The organism is Burkholderia sp. 9775_39, from assembly GCF_015712225.1.
In the GTDB taxonomy this organism is placed as follows: Bacteria; Pseudomonadota; Gammaproteobacteria; order Burkholderiales; family Burkholderiaceae; genus Burkholderia; species Burkholderia cenocepacia.
Genome location: NZ_JACCQC010000004.1, coordinates 1 through 17381, shown reverse-complemented (window position 1 = coordinate 17381; position 17381 = coordinate 1). Strand labels below are relative to the sequence as shown.

Annotated in this window: 16 protein-coding genes, 1 tRNA gene and 1 pseudogene; 5 read left to right on the top strand and 13 right to left on the bottom strand. The window is 65.2% G+C overall.

Translation table 11 applies throughout. The features are described 5' to 3' along the window. Positions 1 to 35: 35 nt before the first annotated feature. The 6 genes from cyoD to H0X90_RS06820 form a co-directional block, all read right to left on the bottom strand. Entirely contained in the window at positions 36 to 368 is a 333-nt protein-coding gene (cyoD, locus tag H0X90_RS06845; RefSeq protein ID WP_006478441.1) for a cytochrome o ubiquinol oxidase subunit IV, read from the bottom strand. Next, entirely contained in the window at positions 369 to 977 is a 609-nt protein-coding gene (gene cyoC, locus H0X90_RS06840) for a cytochrome o ubiquinol oxidase subunit III (protein WP_006483998.1), read from the bottom strand. Further along, positions 977 to 2983, bottom strand: coding sequence for a cytochrome o ubiquinol oxidase subunit I (gene cyoB / locus H0X90_RS06835; RefSeq protein ID WP_006498653.1), 2007 nt, complete (start codon positions 2981 to 2983; stop codon positions 977 to 979). The genes cyoC and cyoB overlap by 1 nt, the downstream gene beginning before the upstream one ends. 3 nt (positions 2984 to 2986) lie before the next feature. Then, the gene (cyoA, locus tag H0X90_RS06830; protein ID WP_077188738.1) at positions 2987 to 3874 is read right to left on the bottom strand and encodes a ubiquinol oxidase subunit II; all 888 of its coding nucleotides are present in this window, start codon (positions 3872 to 3874) and stop codon (positions 2987 to 2989) included. A gap of 273 nt (positions 3875 to 4147) precedes the next feature. Next, entirely contained in the window at positions 4148 to 5677 is a 1530-nt protein-coding gene (locus tag H0X90_RS06825; protein ID WP_006483984.1) for a NuoM family protein, read from the bottom strand. Between the two features lie 119 nt (positions 5678 to 5796). Beyond that, the gene (locus tag H0X90_RS06820) at positions 5797 to 6015 is read right to left on the bottom strand and encodes a hypothetical protein (RefSeq protein WP_155123397.1); all 219 of its coding nucleotides are present in this window, start codon (positions 6013 to 6015) and stop codon (positions 5797 to 5799) included. Between the two features lie 119 nt (positions 6016 to 6134). On the opposite strand from H0X90_RS06820, the pseudogene H0X90_RS35710 reads away from it, so the two are divergent. Further along, positions 6135 to 6454 (top strand): annotated as a pseudogene (locus H0X90_RS35710) (DUF932 domain-containing protein); the annotation flags it as partial. 248 nt (positions 6455 to 6702) lie between these two features. Here the strand turns inward: H0X90_RS35710 and H0X90_RS06815 are convergent. The 6 genes from H0X90_RS06815 to cysS form a co-directional block, all read right to left on the bottom strand. Then, positions 6703 to 6796, bottom strand: a tRNA-Ser gene (locus tag H0X90_RS06815). Positions 6797 to 6906: 110 nt separating this feature from the next. Beyond that, positions 6907 to 8160, bottom strand: coding sequence for an aspartate kinase (locus H0X90_RS06810; RefSeq protein ID WP_012492698.1), 1254 nt, complete (start codon positions 8158 to 8160; stop codon positions 6907 to 6909). Positions 8161 to 8502: 342 nt separating this feature from the next. After that, complete coding sequence (gene tilS, locus H0X90_RS06805) at positions 8503 to 9924, bottom strand: tRNA lysidine(34) synthetase TilS (RefSeq protein ID WP_077188737.1); 1422 nt, start codon at positions 9922 to 9924, stop codon at positions 8503 to 8505. Positions 9925 to 9970: 46 nt separating this feature from the next. Beyond that, entirely contained in the window at positions 9971 to 10942 is a 972-nt protein-coding gene (locus H0X90_RS06800) for an acetyl-CoA carboxylase carboxyltransferase subunit alpha (protein WP_006478433.1), read from the bottom strand. A 103-nt stretch (positions 10943 to 11045) separates the two neighbouring features. After that, positions 11046 to 11873: a DNA-3-methyladenine glycosylase gene (locus tag H0X90_RS06795; RefSeq protein WP_077188736.1), complete on the bottom strand. Its 828-nt coding sequence runs from the start codon at positions 11871 to 11873 to the stop codon at positions 11046 to 11048. Between the two features lie 43 nt (positions 11874 to 11916). Next, positions 11917 to 13314, bottom strand: coding sequence for a cysteine--tRNA ligase (gene cysS / locus H0X90_RS06790; protein ID WP_006484007.1), 1398 nt, complete (start codon positions 13312 to 13314; stop codon positions 11917 to 11919). 234 nt (positions 13315 to 13548) lie between these two features. Here cysS and H0X90_RS06785 point away from each other — a divergent pair, with 234 nt between their 5' ends. The 4 genes from H0X90_RS06785 to H0X90_RS06770 all read left to right on the top strand — a co-directional run bounded on the left by H0X90_RS06785 (position 13549) and on the right by H0X90_RS06770 (position 16294). Continuing rightward, a complete protein-coding gene (locus H0X90_RS06785; protein WP_077188735.1) occupies positions 13549 to 14271 on the top strand; it encodes a tetratricopeptide repeat protein in 723 nt (240 codons plus the stop codon). Positions 14272 to 14310: 39 nt separating this feature from the next. After that, complete coding sequence (locus H0X90_RS06780) at positions 14311 to 14886, top strand: peptidylprolyl isomerase (protein WP_006484003.1); 576 nt, start codon at positions 14311 to 14313, stop codon at positions 14884 to 14886. Positions 14887 to 14974: 88 nt separating this feature from the next. Beyond that, positions 14975 to 15466, top strand: coding sequence for a peptidylprolyl isomerase (locus tag H0X90_RS06775; RefSeq protein WP_006483987.1), 492 nt, complete (start codon positions 14975 to 14977; stop codon positions 15464 to 15466). 27 nt (positions 15467 to 15493) lie between these two features. Further along, positions 15494 to 16294 carry a UDP-2,3-diacylglucosamine diphosphatase gene (locus tag H0X90_RS06770; RefSeq protein ID WP_006483982.1) on the top strand — a complete coding sequence of 267 codons (801 nt, stop codon included), beginning with the start codon at positions 15494 to 15496 and terminating at the stop codon, positions 16292 to 16294. Between the two features lie 58 nt (positions 16295 to 16352). Here the strand turns inward: H0X90_RS06770 and cysE are convergent, their stop codons facing one another. Further along, positions 16353 to 17126 carry a serine O-acetyltransferase gene (cysE, locus tag H0X90_RS06765; RefSeq protein ID WP_012492700.1) on the bottom strand — a complete coding sequence of 258 codons (774 nt, stop codon included), beginning with the start codon at positions 17124 to 17126 and terminating at the stop codon, positions 16353 to 16355. Positions 17127 to 17381: the final 255 nt, after the last annotated feature.

Genomic DNA, 17381 nt, shown 5'->3' with positions numbered 1-17381 from the left:
CGCATGGATACGAACCCGATGCGCGACGCTGCCGCTCACCGCGACATCATGTTCATGCTGACGTTGTGCATCACCCACAGCGTGCCGACGATCACGATCGCGGCGGTCAGCACCGTATAGCTGAACGCCATCACGTTCCAGCGCTGGCCCGACGAGCCGTTCATGTGCAGGAAGTACACGAGGTGCACGACGATCTGCACGAACGCGAGCACGGCCAGCCCGATCAGCGACGCATGCGGCGACAGCACACCGCCCATCACCAGGCCGAACGACGCAGCCGTGAGCAGCACCGACAGGATGAAACCGGCGACGTAGCCGCCGACACTGCCGTGCCCTTCTTCGAGTTGAGACGAATGCGAATGGGCCATTTAGATCACGCTCGCGAGATAGACAAAGGAAAACACGCAGATCCACACGATGTCGAGGAAGTGCCAGAACAGGCTCAGGCACGTCAGGCGCCGCAGGTCGCGATCGGTCAGGTCGCCGCCACGGAACACGATCTGCGCGGCCAGCACGAGCATCCACAGCAGGCCGGCCGTCACGTGCAGCCCGTGCGTGCCGACCAGCGTGAAGAACGCCGACAGGAACGCGCTGCGCTGCGGGCCCGCGCCTTCCGCGATCAGGTGCGAGAACTCGCGCAGTTCCATCGCGAGAAACGCCGCGCCGAGCACGAACGTCACCGCGAGCCACGCGAGCAGCGCGCCGCGTTGCTGCTTGTATGCCGCGAGCATCGCGAAACCGTACGTGATGCTCGACAGCAGCAGCGCGGCGGTTTCGACCGCGACGCCCGGAATGTCGAACAGCTCTTTGGCGGTCTGCCCGCCCGCGTACTGGTGACCGAGCACCGCGAACGTCGCGAACAGCGCCGCGAAGATCACGCAGTCGGTCATCAGGTACAGCCAGAATCCGAACACCGAATGCGACGGCGGATGGTCGTCGTGCTCGAGCAGGGTCGCGCTCAAGGTTTTCTGCAACATCAGTTGGCCTCCAGTTCCACGTCGTCGACGCGCGCGGCCGTGCGCTGCGTCGGCTGCTTGTCTTCGGTCTTGCGCACCGTCGACGCAGGGATGTAATAGCCGTCGTTATCGCGCGAGCTGTAGATCACGAGCGTCGCAATGATTCCGATGAGCCCGCCGATCGCCATCCACCAGATGTGCCACACCAGCGCGAAGCCGAGCACCAGGCTGAAGATCGCGATCACGAGGCCCGCGCAGGTATTCGACGGCATGTGGATGTCGCGAATCGCCGCCGGGTTCGGCCGGCCTTCGCCGCGCGCCTTCATGTCCGCGTACGCGTCGAGCGTGCGCACCTGCGGGATCACCGCGAAGTTGTAGTCGGCCGGCGGCGACGACGTCGCCCATTCCAGCGTGCGGCCGCCCCACGGATCGCCCGTGGTGTCGCGGTATTCCGGCAGGTGACGGTTGCGGATGCTGACGACCAGTTGCAGCAGCTGGCATGCGATGCCGATCGCGATCAGCACGGCGCCGAATGCGGCGACCAGCAGCCACGGATGCCAGGCCGGGTTGTCGTAGTGGTTCAGGCGACGCGTCATACCCATGAAGCCGAGCACGTACAGCGGCACGAACGCGACGTAGAAGCCGACCTGCCAGAACCAGAACGCGGCCTTGCCGAGCTTCTCGTTCAGCTTGAAGCCGAACGCCTTCGGGAACCAGTAGTTGAAGCCCGCGAGATAGCCGAACAGCACGCCGCCGATGATCACGTTGTGGAAGTGCGCGATCAGGAACAGGCTGTTGTGCAGCACGAAGTCCGCGCCGGGGATCGCCATCATCACGCCGGTCATGCCGCCGAGCGTGAACGTGACCATGAAGCCGATCGTCCACAGCACGGGCGTCGTGAACTCGATCCGGCCGCGGTACATCGTGAACAGCCAGTTGAACACCTTCACGCCGGTCGGAATCGCGATGATCATCGTCATGATCCCGAAGAACGCGTTCACGTTCGCGCCCGAGCCCATCGTGAAGAAGTGATGCAGCCACACGAGGAACGACAGCACCATGATCGCGCAGGTCGCGTACACCATCGTCTTGTAGCCGAACAGCGGCTTCTTCGCGAACGTCGCGATGACTTCCGAGAAGATCCCGAACGCCGGCAGGATCAGGATGTACACCTCCGGATGGCCCCACGCCCAGATCAGGTTCAGGTACAGCATCGCGTTGCCGCCGGCTTCGTTCGTGAAGAAATGCATGCCGAGGTAACGGTCGAGGCCGAGCAGCGCGAGCGTCGCGGTCAGGATCGGGAACGACGCCATGATCAGCACGTTCGTGCAGAGCGCCGTCCACGTGAACACCGGCATCTTCATCAGCGTCATGCCCGGCGCGCGCATCTTGATGATCGTCACGAAGAAGTTCACGCCGGTCAGCAGCGTGCCGACCCCGGAGATCTGCAGCGCCCACAGGTAGTAGTCGACCCCTACCCCCGGACTGAACTGCAGCTCCGACAGCGGCGGGTACGCAAGCCAGCCCGTCTGCGCGAATTCGCCGATCACGAGCGACACGTTGATCAGGATCGCGCTGACCGCCGTCATCCAGAACGACAGCGAGTTGATGAACGGGAACGCGACGTCGCGCGCGCCGATCTGCAGCGGCACGACCAGGTTCATCAGGCCGACCATGAACACCATCGCCATGAAGAAGATCATGATCACGCCGTGTGCCGTGAAGATCTGGTCATAGTGGTGCGGCGGCAGGTAGCCGGGCGCGTTGTACGCGAGCGCGAGCTGCATGCGCATCATGATCGCGTCGGCGAAGCCGCGCAGCAGCATGATCAGCGCGACGATGATGTACATCACGCCGAGTCTCTTGTGGTCGACCGTGGTCAGCCATTCCGTCCACAGCCATTTCCAGCGGCCGGTGATCGTCAGCGCGGCGAGAATGCCCAGCACGACCAGCCCCATGAAGGCGCCGGCCCCCATGATGATGGGCTGATCGAACGGGATCGCCGAAAGTGTGAGTTTGCCGAACATGCGTTACCCCTTCGTGCCGCAGGCGGCGTCCTTCAGGTCGAGGACGTGGCCATCGTTGTATTTCGCGATGATGTTGTGGAAGAGCCGCGGATCGACCGACGAGAAGTAGCGCACCGGCGCGTTCTCGCTCGGCTGCGCGACGCTGCCGTACAGGGTCGCGTCGAGCCGGTCCGGCGACGCCTTCACCTTCTGCACCCACGCATCGAACTGCTCGCGCGGCTCGGCGAGCGTGCGGAACTTCATGTCGGAGAAACCGCGGCCGCTGAAGTTGGCGGACGTGCCCGCGTAGTTGCCGGGCTCGTCGGCGATCAGGTGCAGGCGCGTCTGCATGCCGGCCATCGCGTAGACCTGGCCGCCGAGCTGCGGGATGAAGAACGAGTTCATCACCGAATCCGACGTGATGCGGAAGTTCACCGGCGTGCCGACCGGAATCGCGAGCTGGTTCACCGACGCGATACCGAGTTCCGGATAGATGAACAGCCACTTCCAGTCGAGCGCGACCACCTCGACGTCGAGCGGCTTCACCGCCGATTCGAGCGGCTTGTACGGATCGAGCTCGTGAGTGGTCTTCCACGTGAGCACGCCGAGAAACAGGATGATCAGCGTCGGTACGGTCCAGATCACGACCTCGATCGCGGTCGAGTGCGACCAGTTCGGCGCATAGGCGGCGTTGCGGTTCGACGCGCGGTAACGCCACGCGAACCATAGCGTGAGCAGGATCACCGGCACGACGACGATCAGCATCGCCCAGGTGGACGTCGCGATCAGCGCCTTTTCGGCCGCACCCACGCTTCCTTTCGGATTTAGTACATCTAAATTACAACCTGACAGGCTCAATGCCGCGCCCATGGACATCAGCGCCGACCAGCCTCTTGAAGCTCTTCTTTTCATCACACAGCCCGAGGGTCATTGAATCCGTTTGCGTACGCCCGATGCGCATTCGATTCACGAAATTGGCCGAATCATACGTCGCGCGAGTGCGATGAAAAACCGGTGCATGCGGCAAATCATCATTGCAAAATCTGCCGTGAGTCACATTGTCGCGGGGCAATTTCACGCAGCCGGAAGCGGGCCCGGCACGCGCCGTGCCGGACCGCGATCGATGCGCGCGCAACGATGCGCGCCGCGTGAGGCGGCGAGCTTGCGCGGCTCGACGTGCCGGGATCAGTCGTGCGTCGAGGCCATGTACGACGGCAGCGCCGGCGTGGGGCCATCCCCTGCCGGCACCTTCGAATGGCTCGCTTCCTGGATCAGCCTGCCGACGGTCGGATCGATCGCATCGGTGAACGGCTTCGGATCGATGCCGACCGCGAGCACGATCAGCGCGAGCGACGCGAACATCACGATCTCGCGACGGTTCAGGTCGGCGAGCTTCGCGATCCGCTGGCTCGCGACCTTGCCGAACACGACGCGCTTGAGCATCCACAGCGTGTACGACGCGCTGAGGATCAGCGTGAGCGCCGCGATCGCGCCGATCCAGAAGTTGAAGCGGATCGCGCCCATGATCACCATGAACTCGCCGACGAACCCCGACGTGCCCGGCAGGCCGACGTTGGCCATCGCGAACAGCAGCGTGAAGGTCGCGAAACGCGGCATCACGCCCGCCACGCCGCCGTACGCGGCGATCTCGCGCTGCTTGGTGCGATCCACGAGCACGTTCACGCACAGCAGCATTGCGCCCGCCACGAAGCCGTACGACACGAGCTGCACGATCGCGCCTTCGACGCCGATCCGATTGAACAGGAACAGGCCGAGCGTGACGATCCCCATGTGCGCGACCGTCGAATACGCGAGCAGCTTGCCGAGGTCGGTCTGCGCGAGCGCGACGAGGCTCGCGTAGACGATCGCGAACAGCGACAGCGCGATCACGGCCGGCGCGAAGAAGTGACTCGCGTCCGGCGTGATCGGCAGCGCGAAGCGCAGGAACCCGTAGCCGCCGAGCTTGAGCATCGCGAGCATCAGCGCGGCGCCCGTCGGGCCGTCCGTGTAGACGTCGCTCAGCCACGTGTGGACCGGCCACATCGGCACCTTGACCGCGAACGCGGCGAAGAAGCCGAGGAACACCAGCAACTGCGGCGCGAAACCGAGCTGCAGCGTGCGCCACACGGCCATGTCGAACGTATGCGACTGCGCGTACAGGTACAGCATCGCCATCAGCAGCAACAGCGAGCCGGCGAACGAGATGAAGAAGAACTTCACGGCCGCATACACGCGTCGCTCGCGCCCCCACGTGCCGATCAGCAGGTACAGCGGGATCAGCGTCGCCTCGAAGAAGATGAAGAACAGCAGCCCGTCCTGCGCGACGAACACGCCGACCATCAGCCCCGACAGGATCAGGAACGACGCGTAGTACTGCGCGACGCGCACCGTGACCGACTCCCACGACGCCACCACCACCACGAGCGTCGTGAATGCGGTCAGCACGACGAGCCAGAGCGACGCGCCGTCGATGCCGACCCGCCACCCGGAATTGAATGCCGCCAGCCAGTCGCGTCTTTCGACGAACTGCATCGCGGCCGAATGCGCATCGAAGCCGGCAACGAGCGGAACCACGGCCGCCAGCCCGGCAATCGCGCCGACCAGCGCGATCAGTCGTATCCGGCGTGCCTGCTGGTCGGAACCGGCGCGCAGCAGGCCCGCGCCGAACAGTATCGGAACCCAGATGGCCAGGCTCAGGAAGGGGAAATCATGCATGTCAACAGGGCCTTGAGGAGGTCGCGCCCTGCATCGGGGACAGGCGCGACGAAAGGAACGAAATCAAATCGACAGGTAGATTTCGTGAATCGCCAATGTTGGCAAAATGTAAAGCGGCATCACCGGAAAACTTGACGCCGCTCAAACGCGATCGGGTTAACCAGCATAAGACGATTGATTATTTTCTGCAGCGCAGCAGAGCATCGATTTTCGGCGGCAGCGTAGTTCACTGATTTGTTTGAGTAATTTTTCGTATTGCTTGATGCCGCGTGCGATGAAAATCGACGCAGCGCCGCATTTTTGATGTCAACAGTCATTTCGGAGGGCCGGAACAGCATGATCGGTGTTCGGCTGTGCCCCGGTCGCTCGGCGCCTCGCTCCTTACAAATAACCTTTCATTGTTATTTCATTTCGTGCCGCGTGCATTTGAGCGAGGATCGGCCGGGCAAGCACGATCCGGCGCCGGCTCGAAGTCTGGAAGCGTGCCGCCGGCATGAACGGGCGGATCGAACAAGACGAAGTGCGCTTCGTCGCCGCTGGCAATCGCAGCCTCGGCTCGATTCACGCGTTTCACGAACGGAAGGCCCTCTATCGTTCGGATACCGAAGCACTGCTGTCGGTTGTCTCTGCGCGCTATCAGGTCATGCAATCCGAGGAGATCGGGAGTGTTATCGAGAGCTTGCGGAGATCGGCGGCTTACCGCTTGAGACCGCAGCTGTGCTACGGCAGGGCCACCCGCTCCGGGCGCTTGCCCGCAGAGGCCAGTCCGGCATGCTTGGGACGCTCGGCAGCCGCATCCGCCGCTTCAGGCGCGTTCCGAAGCATCTCGGATGGGTCTTTTCCCCGGCGTGCCCGGGACGAGCAATCGTCAAGCGCTGCCCTCGCGCGCGACGGCAGCGCGCAATACCCGCGGCGCCAACCGGTACCCACCTACGTCCAGCGCATTCTTGCTGATGGGCCCGCTGAGGACTGAAAAAGAAAAAGCCCCGCAAGTCCGAGAACTTGCGGGGCTTTGTCACCGCTTTTGGCGGAGACGGAGGGATTCGAACCCTCGATCCAGGTTTTGGCCCAGATGCTCCCTTAGCAGGGGAGTGCCTTCGACCTCTCGGCCACGTCTCCCAAACTTTCGCTCGCACCAGGGAGGCAGTGCGACGAGAACGAAATAATATAGGGTTTCGAACCGCCCGTCAATTTCCGTGATGCATTTTCTTCAATGCATCACGAAAAATTCACGATGCCTGGTCGAGTTCGAATGCCTTGTGCAGCGCGCGGACGGCCAGCTCCATGTATTTCTCGTCGATCAGCACCGAAATCTTGATTTCGGACGTCGAGATCATCTGGATGTTGATGCCCTCTTCCGACAACGTGCGGAACATCTTGCTCGCGACGCCCACGTGCGACCGCATGCCGACGCCGACGACCGACACCTTCGACACCTTCGGGTCACCCTGCACGCGCTCGGCGCTCACATGGCCCTGCACCTGGTTGGTGAGGATATCCATCGCCTTCTGGTAGTCGCCGCGACCAACCGTGAACGTGAAGTCGGTTTTGCCTTCGACGCTCTGGTTCTGGATGATCATGTCGACGTCGACGTTCGCATCGGCCACCGGCCCGAGGATCTGATATGCGATGCCCGGCTTGTCGGGCACGCCCATCACAGCAATGCGTGCTTCGTCGCGCTGGAACGCGATGCCGGAAATGACTGCCTTTTCCATGGTCTCGTCTTCTTCAAAAGTAATCAGGGTGCCCGAGCGCATTTCTTCGTCGAGCGCAATCAGCGGATCGGTCAGGCTCGACAGCACACGCGTCTTCACCTGGTATTTGCCGGCGAATTCGACCGAGCGGATCTGCAGGACCTTCGAGCCGAGGCTGGCCATTTCCAGCATTTCCTCGAACGTCACGCGATCGAGGCGGCGCGCCTCTTCGACGACACGCGGATCGGTCGTGTAGACGCCGTCGACGTCGGTATAGATCAGGCACTCTTCGGCACCCAGCGCAGCCGCCACCGCCACCGCCGACGTGTCAGAGCCGCCCCGGCCCAGCGTCGTGATGTGGCCGTCCGGATCAACGCCCTGGAAGCCCGTGATGATCACGACCTTGCCCGCGTTCAGATCGTCCTTCACACGCTCGTCGTCGATCGAGTGAATGCGTGCTTTCGTAAACGCGCTGTCGGTCTTGATCGGCACTTGCCAGCCGGCATAGCTCACGGCCTCGACGCCGATTTCCTGCAGCGCGATCGACAGCAGGCCGACGCTGACCTGCTCGCCGGTCGACGCGATCATGTCGAGCTCACGCGGGCTCGGCTGGCTCGAAATCTCTTTCGCGAGACCGAGCAGACGGTTGGTTTCGCCGGACATCGCCGACGGCACGACCACCATCTGGTGCCCGGCCTGATGCCATTTTGCGACGCGTTTCGCGACGTTCTTGATGCGCTCGACCGAGCCCATCGAAGTGCCGCCGTATTTGTGTACGATGAGTGCCATTGTCGTTCTGAACTGGAGGAGAAACCGCACGGGCGCGCTGGGCAGGCCGCGTAGCCGTTCGGTCACGCGGCTTGTGGCTGTGGACGGACGACGAGGGGGACGGCTGGGACGCAACACGCAAGCGTGACGGATTTTGCCCGGAAGGCCGATCAGGCCGCGCAAACCGGGTACGTCACGCGGAAAACCTGCACAAAACGCTCAAAAATCGAGCCGAGCAAACGACCGAGCGTACCCGATAGAAGCCCGCTTGACAAGCCGCACGCCGTGTCGGCGGCCGTTCCGGCGCTGTTTACCAAATGGTGAAAACGGGCACGCCATCGCGCCGCCGGCAGGCTGCCGCCGCTACGCGATCAGCAGGTCGGGACACCATTCGATCCGGCGCCATGCGGCGGCGCCGGACGTCGCGCCGTCAGGCACGTCGATGTCGCGATTGACGCCCAGCCGCGGCACGTAGATCAGCCGGTCGCCCGCGAACAGCAGCGGCACGTCGCGCTGCCAGGCCGGCACGCCGCGCTCCTGGAACAGGTTTTTCAGCGTCCGACCCGGCCCGCCCGGCGACGTACGCATCCGTTCGCCGCCCGCCCGGGCGCGCGCAGCCAGCCGCGCACCGCGCAGCAGCGCCTCCGGCACCGCATCGGCGCTCCCCGCGTCGGCCGGCGCGAACACGAACGTGCCGCGCCATCCCGGCAGATGCCACACTTCCTGCCCGTCCCATGCAAGCGCCGCCTCCGGGCGCGGCGTACCGGTGCCGTCGTCGGCCGGTTCGCTGCTGTCGCCCGCTTCCCAGTACACGACATCGCGATAGAGCCTCAGGCACTGCCCCGCGTGATCGACGCGCAGCGCATGCGCGTCGTGCGCGGCACGCAGTTGCCGCATCATGTTGGCGAGCCGCGCAGCCGACGCGCCCGGCAAACCGAGCCGGCGCATCCAGAAGCGCAGCAGATTCGCACCGCGCGTATCGTCGAATCCGATCAGCGCGTCGCGCGATAGCGCCCGCCCGTCGTCGCGCGCGGCGACGGCGAAATCCAGCTCGGCCAGATCGTCGAGCAGCCGCTGCGCGGCGGCCGCATGCTGGGCCGCGCGACCGAGCGCATCGCGAAAACCCGGAAAATGCACGGCCAGCGCCGGCAGCACGTCGAGGCGCAGCGCATTGCGCGCATAGCGCGTATCGCCGTTCGATTCGTCATCGATCCAGGCAAGCGCGTGCTGCTCCGCATAGCGCTCGAGTTGTGCGCGCAACAGCCGCAGCAACGGGCGCACACGCTCGATGCTCACGCCGTCGGGGCGATAACGCGGCGCCATCGCGGCAAGCCCCGCGATTCCCGCCCCGCGCAACAGTTGCAGCAGCACCGTCTCGGCCTGATCGTCCGCATGTTGCGCGAGCCACAGCGTCGCCACGCCGTGGCGTTCGCCCATCGCGTCGAGCGCCGCGTAGCGACGCTCGCGCGCGGTCGCCTCGATGCCGAGCCCGCTGTCGCGCGGCACGTCGACGCGCATCGATTCGAATGCGACACCGAGTCGCGCCGCTTCCGCTTCGGCATGCGCGACCCAGGCGTCCGCGTTCGCGCTCAGGCCGTGATGCACGTGCAGCGCGACGCAGCGCGAGGCGCCCGCGACGCGCACGGCCGCGTCGAGCAGCACGGTCGAATCGAGGCCGCCGCTGTAGGCGATCGCGATGCGCGCATCAGGCGGCAGGCTGGAAAGCGCAACGCCGACCGCGTCGAGTACGGCGCGGTCGGCGGAGAATTCGGTGGGCGGGATCACGAGCGGGACACGCGCGCAACGGCGCGCGAATTGAATACGCAGCCGGTCATGCGCCCGGCGTGGTTTCCTTGAACTTGCCGTAGGCCATCAGGCGCTCGAAGCGACGCTCGCGCAGCGCGTCGATGCTCATGCCCTGGAACTGGCGCAGCGAATCGGCCAGCGCACGGCGCAGCAGCGCGGCCATGCCCTTCGGATCGCGATGCGCGCCGCCGAGCGGCTCGTTGATGATCTTGTCGATCAGGCCAAGCGCCTTCAGGCGGTGCGCGGTCAGGCCGAGCGCTTCCGCAGCTTCCGGCGCCTTCGCGGCGCTCTTCCACAGGATCGACGCACAGCCTTCCGGCGAGATCACCGAGTAGGTCGAGAACTGCAGCATCATCACGGTGTCAGCCACCGCGATCGCCAGCGCACCGCCCGAGCCGCCCTCGCCGATCACCGTCGTGATGATCGGCGTCTTCAGCTCGGCCATCACGTACAGGTTGCGGCCGATCGCCTCCGACTGGCCGCGCTCTTCCGCGCCGATACCCGGGTACGCGCCCGGCGTATCGACGAACGTGAAGATCGGCAGCCCGAACTTCTCGGCCAGACGCATCAGCCGTTCAGCCTTGCGATAGCCTTCCGGGCGCGGCATCCCGAAGTTGCGCGCGGCGCGCTCCTTCGTGTCGCGGCCCTTCTGATGACCGATCACCATGCACGGATGGCCGCCGAAGCGCGCGAGACCGCCGACGATCGACAGGTCGTCCGCGAACGCGCGGTCGCCATGCAGCTCGTGAAAATCGGTAAACAGTTCCGCAACGTAATCGAGCGTGTACGGACGCTGCGGGTGCCGCGCGATCTGCGAAACCTGCCATGGCGACAGGTTCGCGTAGAGGTCTTTCGTCAGTTGCTGGCTTTTCTTCGACAGCCGCTCGATTTCTTCCGAAATATCGACAGCCGAGTCGTCCTGCACGAATCGCAGCTCTTCGATCTTGGCCTCGAGTTCGGCGATCGGCTGTTCGAAATCCAGAAACGTGGTCTTCATGTGTTCGAATCCTTGGGTCTTGCGGCAGCGCGTATTCTACCCGCGCGGGCGACGCTCAAAACCGGCTCTCAACTATTGATGTTTAAAACCCGATAGCCGACACTCAGGCGTCGGCGTCGGGCGCATCGAGGCTGCGCCACATGTACCAGGTCGCGACGGTGCGCCACGGCTCCCAGTTGGCCGCAACCTCGCGCGCCTCGCTGCGCGTGACGGGTTCCCCGCTGAAGTAATTGACGCTGATCGCACGGATCAGGCCCGGGTCGTCGAGCGGCAGCACGTCCGGCCGCGACAGGTTGAAGATCAGGAACATCTCGGCCGTCCAGCGGCTGATGCCGCGGATCTGCGTGAGTTCCGCGATCACGTCCTCGTCGTCCATCGACATCCATTTGTCGACGTGCAGCGCCCCCGACACGAAATGCTGCGCGAGATCGAGGATGTATTCCGTCTTGCGCTTCGACAACCCGCACGCGATCAGCTTGTCCGCGCCGAGCCGGATCACCGGTTGCGGTGCGAGTTTCGGACAGGCGTCCTCGATGCGCGCCCACAGCGACTGCGCGGACGGCACCGAAATCTGCTGGCCGACGACCGAGCGCGCGAGCGTGACGAACGGGTCGCCGCGCTTCACGAGATGCGCGGGACCGAACTTCGGAATCAGTTTCTTCAGGATCCGGTCGCGCTTGACGAGGTCCGCGCATGCCTTGTCCCAATAGGCAGGACGCACGACGACCTCCTCGCCGTCCGCTTCGGACGCACGTGTCTTGCGGGCCGCGTCGGCGGCCGGCAGCGCGGCCGCCAGCTGCGCATGACCGTTCAGCGCGCCGTTCGGCACGGCGCGCGTCGCGTCCGACTTCGCCGCCGGTACACGCTTGGCTGCCGGACGCGCGGCGACCGGGGTCGCGCGCCTGACCGGCGCTTTTCTGGCCGTTGCCATCTTGCCTCCTACCTGACGGATCGGTCAGTGGAACGCACCGCGCTCATACGCGACGCCATTCGGTCGATCCGCCCGGTTTGTCTTCAAGTGCGATACCGGCTTCGAGCAATTCCGCCCGGATCCGGTCCGCTTCGGCATAGTCCTTCGCTTGCTTCGCCGCGACGCGCGCGGCGATCTTCGCTTCGATCTCGTCGGCCGCGAGCCCGCCCGCCTGCGCGGCGCCCGACGCCTGCTGCAGGAACGCGCGCGGTTCGCGGCCCAGCAGGCCCAGCAGGCCCGCCAGCTGTTTCAGTTGCCGCGCGAGCGACGCGTCGCGCGTGCGGTTGACTTCGCCCGCCAGCTCGAACAGCGTCGCCACCGCGACCGGCGTGTTGAAATCGTCATTCATCGCGGCCGCGAAACGCTGCGCGTGCGGCTCGTTCCAGTCGAGCGCGAGCGTATCGGCGTCGACGTCCTTCAGCGCCGTGTACAGACGCGTGAGCGACGCGCGCGCATCGTCGAGATGCACGTCGCTGTAATTGAGCGGCGAACGATAGTGCGTGCGCACGATGAAGAAGCGCATGACTTCCGCGTCGTAACGCTCGAGCACCTCGCGGATCGTGAAGAAGTTGCCGAGCGATTTCGACATCTTCTCGTTGTCGACCTGCACGAAGCCGTTGTGCATCCAGTAATTGACGAACGTCTCGCCGGTCGCGCCCTCGCTCTGCGCGATCTCGTTCTCGTGGTGCGGGAATTGCAGATCCTGCCCGCCGCCGTGGATGTCGAAATGATTGCCGAGCAGCGAGCAGCCCATCGCCGAGCACTCGATGTGCCAGCCCGGGCGACCCATTCCGTACTTCGACGCCCACGACGCGCCTTCCGGATCTTCCGGCTTCGCACGCTTCCACAGCACGAAATCGAGCGGATCTTCCTTCGCGTCGTTCGCGGCGACGCGCTCGCCCGCACGCAGATCGTCGAGCGACTTGCCCGACAGCTTCCCGTAGTTCGTGAACTTGCGCACCGAGTAATTGACGTCGCCGTCGCTCGCCTGGTACGCGTAGCCGTTCGTCTCGAGCGTCTCGATCATGCCGAGCATCTGCGGGATGAACTGCGTCGCGCGCGGCTCGATGTCGGGCCGCTGGATGCCCAGCGCGCTTTCGTCCTCGTGCATCGCGCCGATGAAGCGGTCGGTCAGCGACTTGATCGTCTCGCCGTTCTCGACCGCGCGGCGGATGATCTTGTCGTCGATGTCGGTGATGTTGCGCACATACGTGACCCGATAGCCGATCGCACGCAACCAGCGCTGGACGAGGTCGAACACGACCAGCATGCGCGCGTGGCCCACGTGACAATAGTCGTAGACGGTGATCCCGCATACGTACATCCGCACTTCGCCGGACTGGCGCGGCACGAAAACTTGCTTGTCACGCGCGAGCGTGTTGTAGATGCGCAGTGATTCCATAGAGATGAACCGTGAGCCGAAGGAAACCGCCCTGGCGAAGCTCGCCCAGCATGTGAAACGGACGGACCATCTGCTGCGGCGCCAGGCCGCGCGTCCTCGATATCACATGGGGCGGTCAGGCTGCAAGCACAGCGGTGACGGCCACGAGAGGCTAAGAAAGACTGTCTGCCGCTCGCCGGAACGCGCAGACGTTTTGTTAGAATGGCTCGGAGTATAACATTCCGATTTACGCCTATGAAACCTCATCGCGGCCGCGCGCCGAGCGCTGCGACCCTCGTTGCGACCACCGTCATGGGCGTCGCGCTGACGCTTTTCGCGGCTCCCGCGGCGCATGCGCAAAAGGCCCCGGCGGTCGCCGACGGCACCCCCGAAATCGACGCGTCGATCGCCGGCAAGCAGTGGAAGCAGGCGCTCGCGCAGCTCGACGCGCGCATCGCGTCGAATCCGCACGACGTGCAGGCGCAGTTCAAGCGCGGCACCGTGCTGGCCCGCCTGAACCGCGACGACGACGCGATCCAGCAGTTCGTCGCGATCACGCAGGCGTACCCCGAACTGCCCGAGCCGTACAACAACCTCGCGGCGCTCTACGCGAAGCACGGCCGCTATGACGAAGCGCGCACCGCGCTCGTCACCGCGACGCAATCGAACCCGAGCTACTCGCTCGCGTACGAGAACCTCGGCGACCTCTACCTGCGGCTCGCTTCCGAATCGTACAAGCGCGCGCAATCGCTCGGCCGCACGAGCGGCACGACCGCGCAGCGCCTCGCCGATCTCCAGAAGATCGTGTCGCCGCCGAAAGCCGCGCCGAACGCCCGCGCGACGACGCCGGCCACGCGCGCCTACACCGACCGCGCCGCCGCGAACGTGAGCACCACCACGCTGCCGATGTCGCCGACGTTCCAGTTCAACGGTCCGTCGGGCGCACTGGCGGCACCGTACGTCGCGCCGTCGCAATAAGCGGCGCGCCCTTCCTTCCCTCCCAACCTGAGGATCGCAATGAAACGTCTGTTGCTGGCGCTTGGCGGCGCCGCCCTTCTCGCGACCGCGCCCGCGTTCGCGCAAACGGCCACCGCGCACCCCGTCGTGCAGCTGAAGACCTCGCAGGGCGACATCCGCGTCGAGCTCTATCCGGAGAAGGCGCCGAAATCCGTCGCCAACTTTCTCGATTACGTGAAGGCCGGCCAGTACAACGGCACGATCTTCCATCGCGTGATCAAGGGCTTCATGATCCAGGGCGGCGGCTACAAGACCAACTTCGAGGAAAAGCCGACCCGCGCGCCGATCCCGCTGGAAAGCCGCAATGGTCTGAAGAACCTGACGGGCACGATCGCGATGGCGCGCACGAGCGATCCGAATTCGGCCACCGCGCAGTTCTTCATCAATACGGTCGACAACAGCGGCCTCGACTATCCGAACCCGGACGGCAACGGCTACGCGGTGTTCGGCAAGGTCGTGTCGGGCCTCGACGTCGTGAAGAAGATCGAAGGCGTGGCGACGACCTCGCGCGGCCCGATGCAGGACGTACCGGCGCAACCGGTCGTGATCGAATCGGCGAGCATCGTCTCGAAGTAAGCACCTGCCGGCACGTCCGGCGCCACACGCGGCCGCGTCGCACGACCGGCCGCGTGCCATTTAAACCGCCTCACCGAAGGAATTCATCATGGTTGAACTGCATACGAACCACGGCGTGATCAAGCTCGAACTCGACGCCGCGAAGGCACCGAAGACGGTCGAAAACTTCCTGAACTACGTGAAGAAGGGCCATTACGACGGCACCGTGTTCCACCGCGTGATCAACGGCTTCATGATCCAGGGCGGCGGCTTCGAGCCGGGCCTGAAGCAGAAGCCGACCGACGCGCCGATCGACAACGAGGCGAACAACGGCCTGAAGAACGACAACTACACGATCGCGATGGCGCGCACGAACGATCCGCACTCGGCGACCGCCCAGTTCTTCATCAACGTGAACGACAACGACTTCCTGAACCACTCGTCGCCGACGCCGCAGGGCTGGGGTTACGCGGTGTTCGGCAAGGTCGTCGAAGGCCAGGACGTGGTCGACAAGATCAAGGGCGTCAAGACGGGCAATGCGGGCTTCCATCAGGACGTGCCGACCGACGACGTCGTGATCGAAAAGGCCGTGGTGGTCTGACGCACCAGCCGTTACGGAGGCACTTCGATGTTGCAGGAGAGTCCGCCGCGAAGCGTCTCCGCGGGCGTGCCGGGCGAGCGCGAGTACGCGCAAGCCGCACGCCCGTTCCTGTTTCTGTCCGATCTGCACCTGAGCGAAGCGATTCCGAAGACGGTCGCCGCGTTCGAGCATTTCGTGAAATACACCGCCGACAGCGCCGATTCGGTGTTCATCCTCGGCGACCTGTTCGAATACTGGATCGGCGACGACATCCTCGACGACGATCCGTTCGCCGCGCGCATGGCCGCGCTGATGCACACGTTCTCGGAGCGCGGCATCGCGCTCTACGTGATGCACGGCAACCGCGATTTCCTGCTCGGCCGGCGCTTCATGAAGGCGGCCGGTGCGATGCTGCTGCCCGACCCCTCGCTGATCATGGCGTTCGGCCAGCGCATCGTGCTCGCGCACGGCGACGCGCAATGCACGGCCGATCGCGGCTATCAGTTGTTCCGGCGCGTCGCGCGCAACCGCGTCGCGCAATGGCTGTTTCTCGCGTGGCCGTTCCGCTGGCGCCGCGCGCTCGCGCAGCGCATGCGCTCGAACAGCGAAGCCGGCCGCATGCGCCCCGTGTCAGCAATCTACGACGTCACGCGGGAAGGCGTGGCCGCGCTGTTCCGGAAAAGTCGCGCAAGCGTGATCATTCACGGCCACACGCACCGCCCCGCGCGCCACGCGGAACCGGGCGGAATCCGCTGGGTACTGCCCGACTGGGATCTCGATCACGGCACGCCGCGCGGCGGCTATCTGCGCGTCGACGCGGAAGGCATCCACGCGATGCCGCTCGACTGACGCCACCGCTGCCGCTGTCGTCGCATCGACCGGCAGCCGTGGGCGCCCTGCTCGTTCGTTACATCTGGCGTTCGACCGTCTTGCCTTCCAGCACCGCGGACAGCCTGCGCAGGTCGAGGCGCGCCGCATCGGCGCCCTGCAGCGTTTCCAGATGCGTACCGAGCCGTTCGAGCGCCGCGACGATCTCGTCGACGCGACGGCTTTCCTTCGCCGCGTGATCGATCAGCCCGTGAATCGCAAGCGACATCGGATCGTCGGCGTTCGGCGTGATCCCGTACGCGCAGAATGCCGCGCGCTCGGGTTGCGGCTTCGGCTGCGCCGGCATCACGATGCGCGCCGGGTTGCCGACCGCCGTGCCGCCGGGCGGCACCGGCTTGACGACCACCGCGTTCGAGCCGATCTTCGCGCCCGCGCCCACCGTGAAACCGCCGAGCACCTTCGCGCCAGCGCCGACGATCACGCCGGCCTCGAGCGTCGGATGGCGCTTCGCGCCGCGCGTGAGCGACGTGCCGCCCAGCGTCACGCCCTGATAGATCGTGCAGTCGTCGCCGATGATCGCCGTCTCGCCGATCACGACACCCATGCCGTGATCGATGAACACGCGCCGGCCGATCGTCGCGCCGGGGTGGATCTCGATCCCGGTCAGGAACCGGCCGGCCTGCGACGCGAACCGCGCGAGCCAGTAGCGCTTCGCGCGCCAGCAGGCGTGCGCGAAACGGTGCAGCACGAGCGCATGCAGCCCCGGATAACAGGTCAGCACTTCCCACGCACTGCGAGCGGCGGGATCCCGCTCGCGAATCGTTGCAACGTCTTCGCGCAGTCTCGTGAACATGATGTGATCTGGGAAAAGGCCGGCGCGCATCGCCGGCAATGCCGGCCGTTATCGCGCCGGGTAATTTGCTTATGACGTCCGGCGATTGTAGGGCCAGTCGCGCGCCGCCGCACGCGGTCGCGCGTTCACCCCGCCACCGGCGCGGGTATTCGGCCGGGACGGGTTTCCGGGGAGGCCCGTCGGGCGAAACTGCAGGGTTCGTCGCTTCCGGCGGATCACCGCATGGCCTGCCCGCCACCCACCACCCGCCGCATC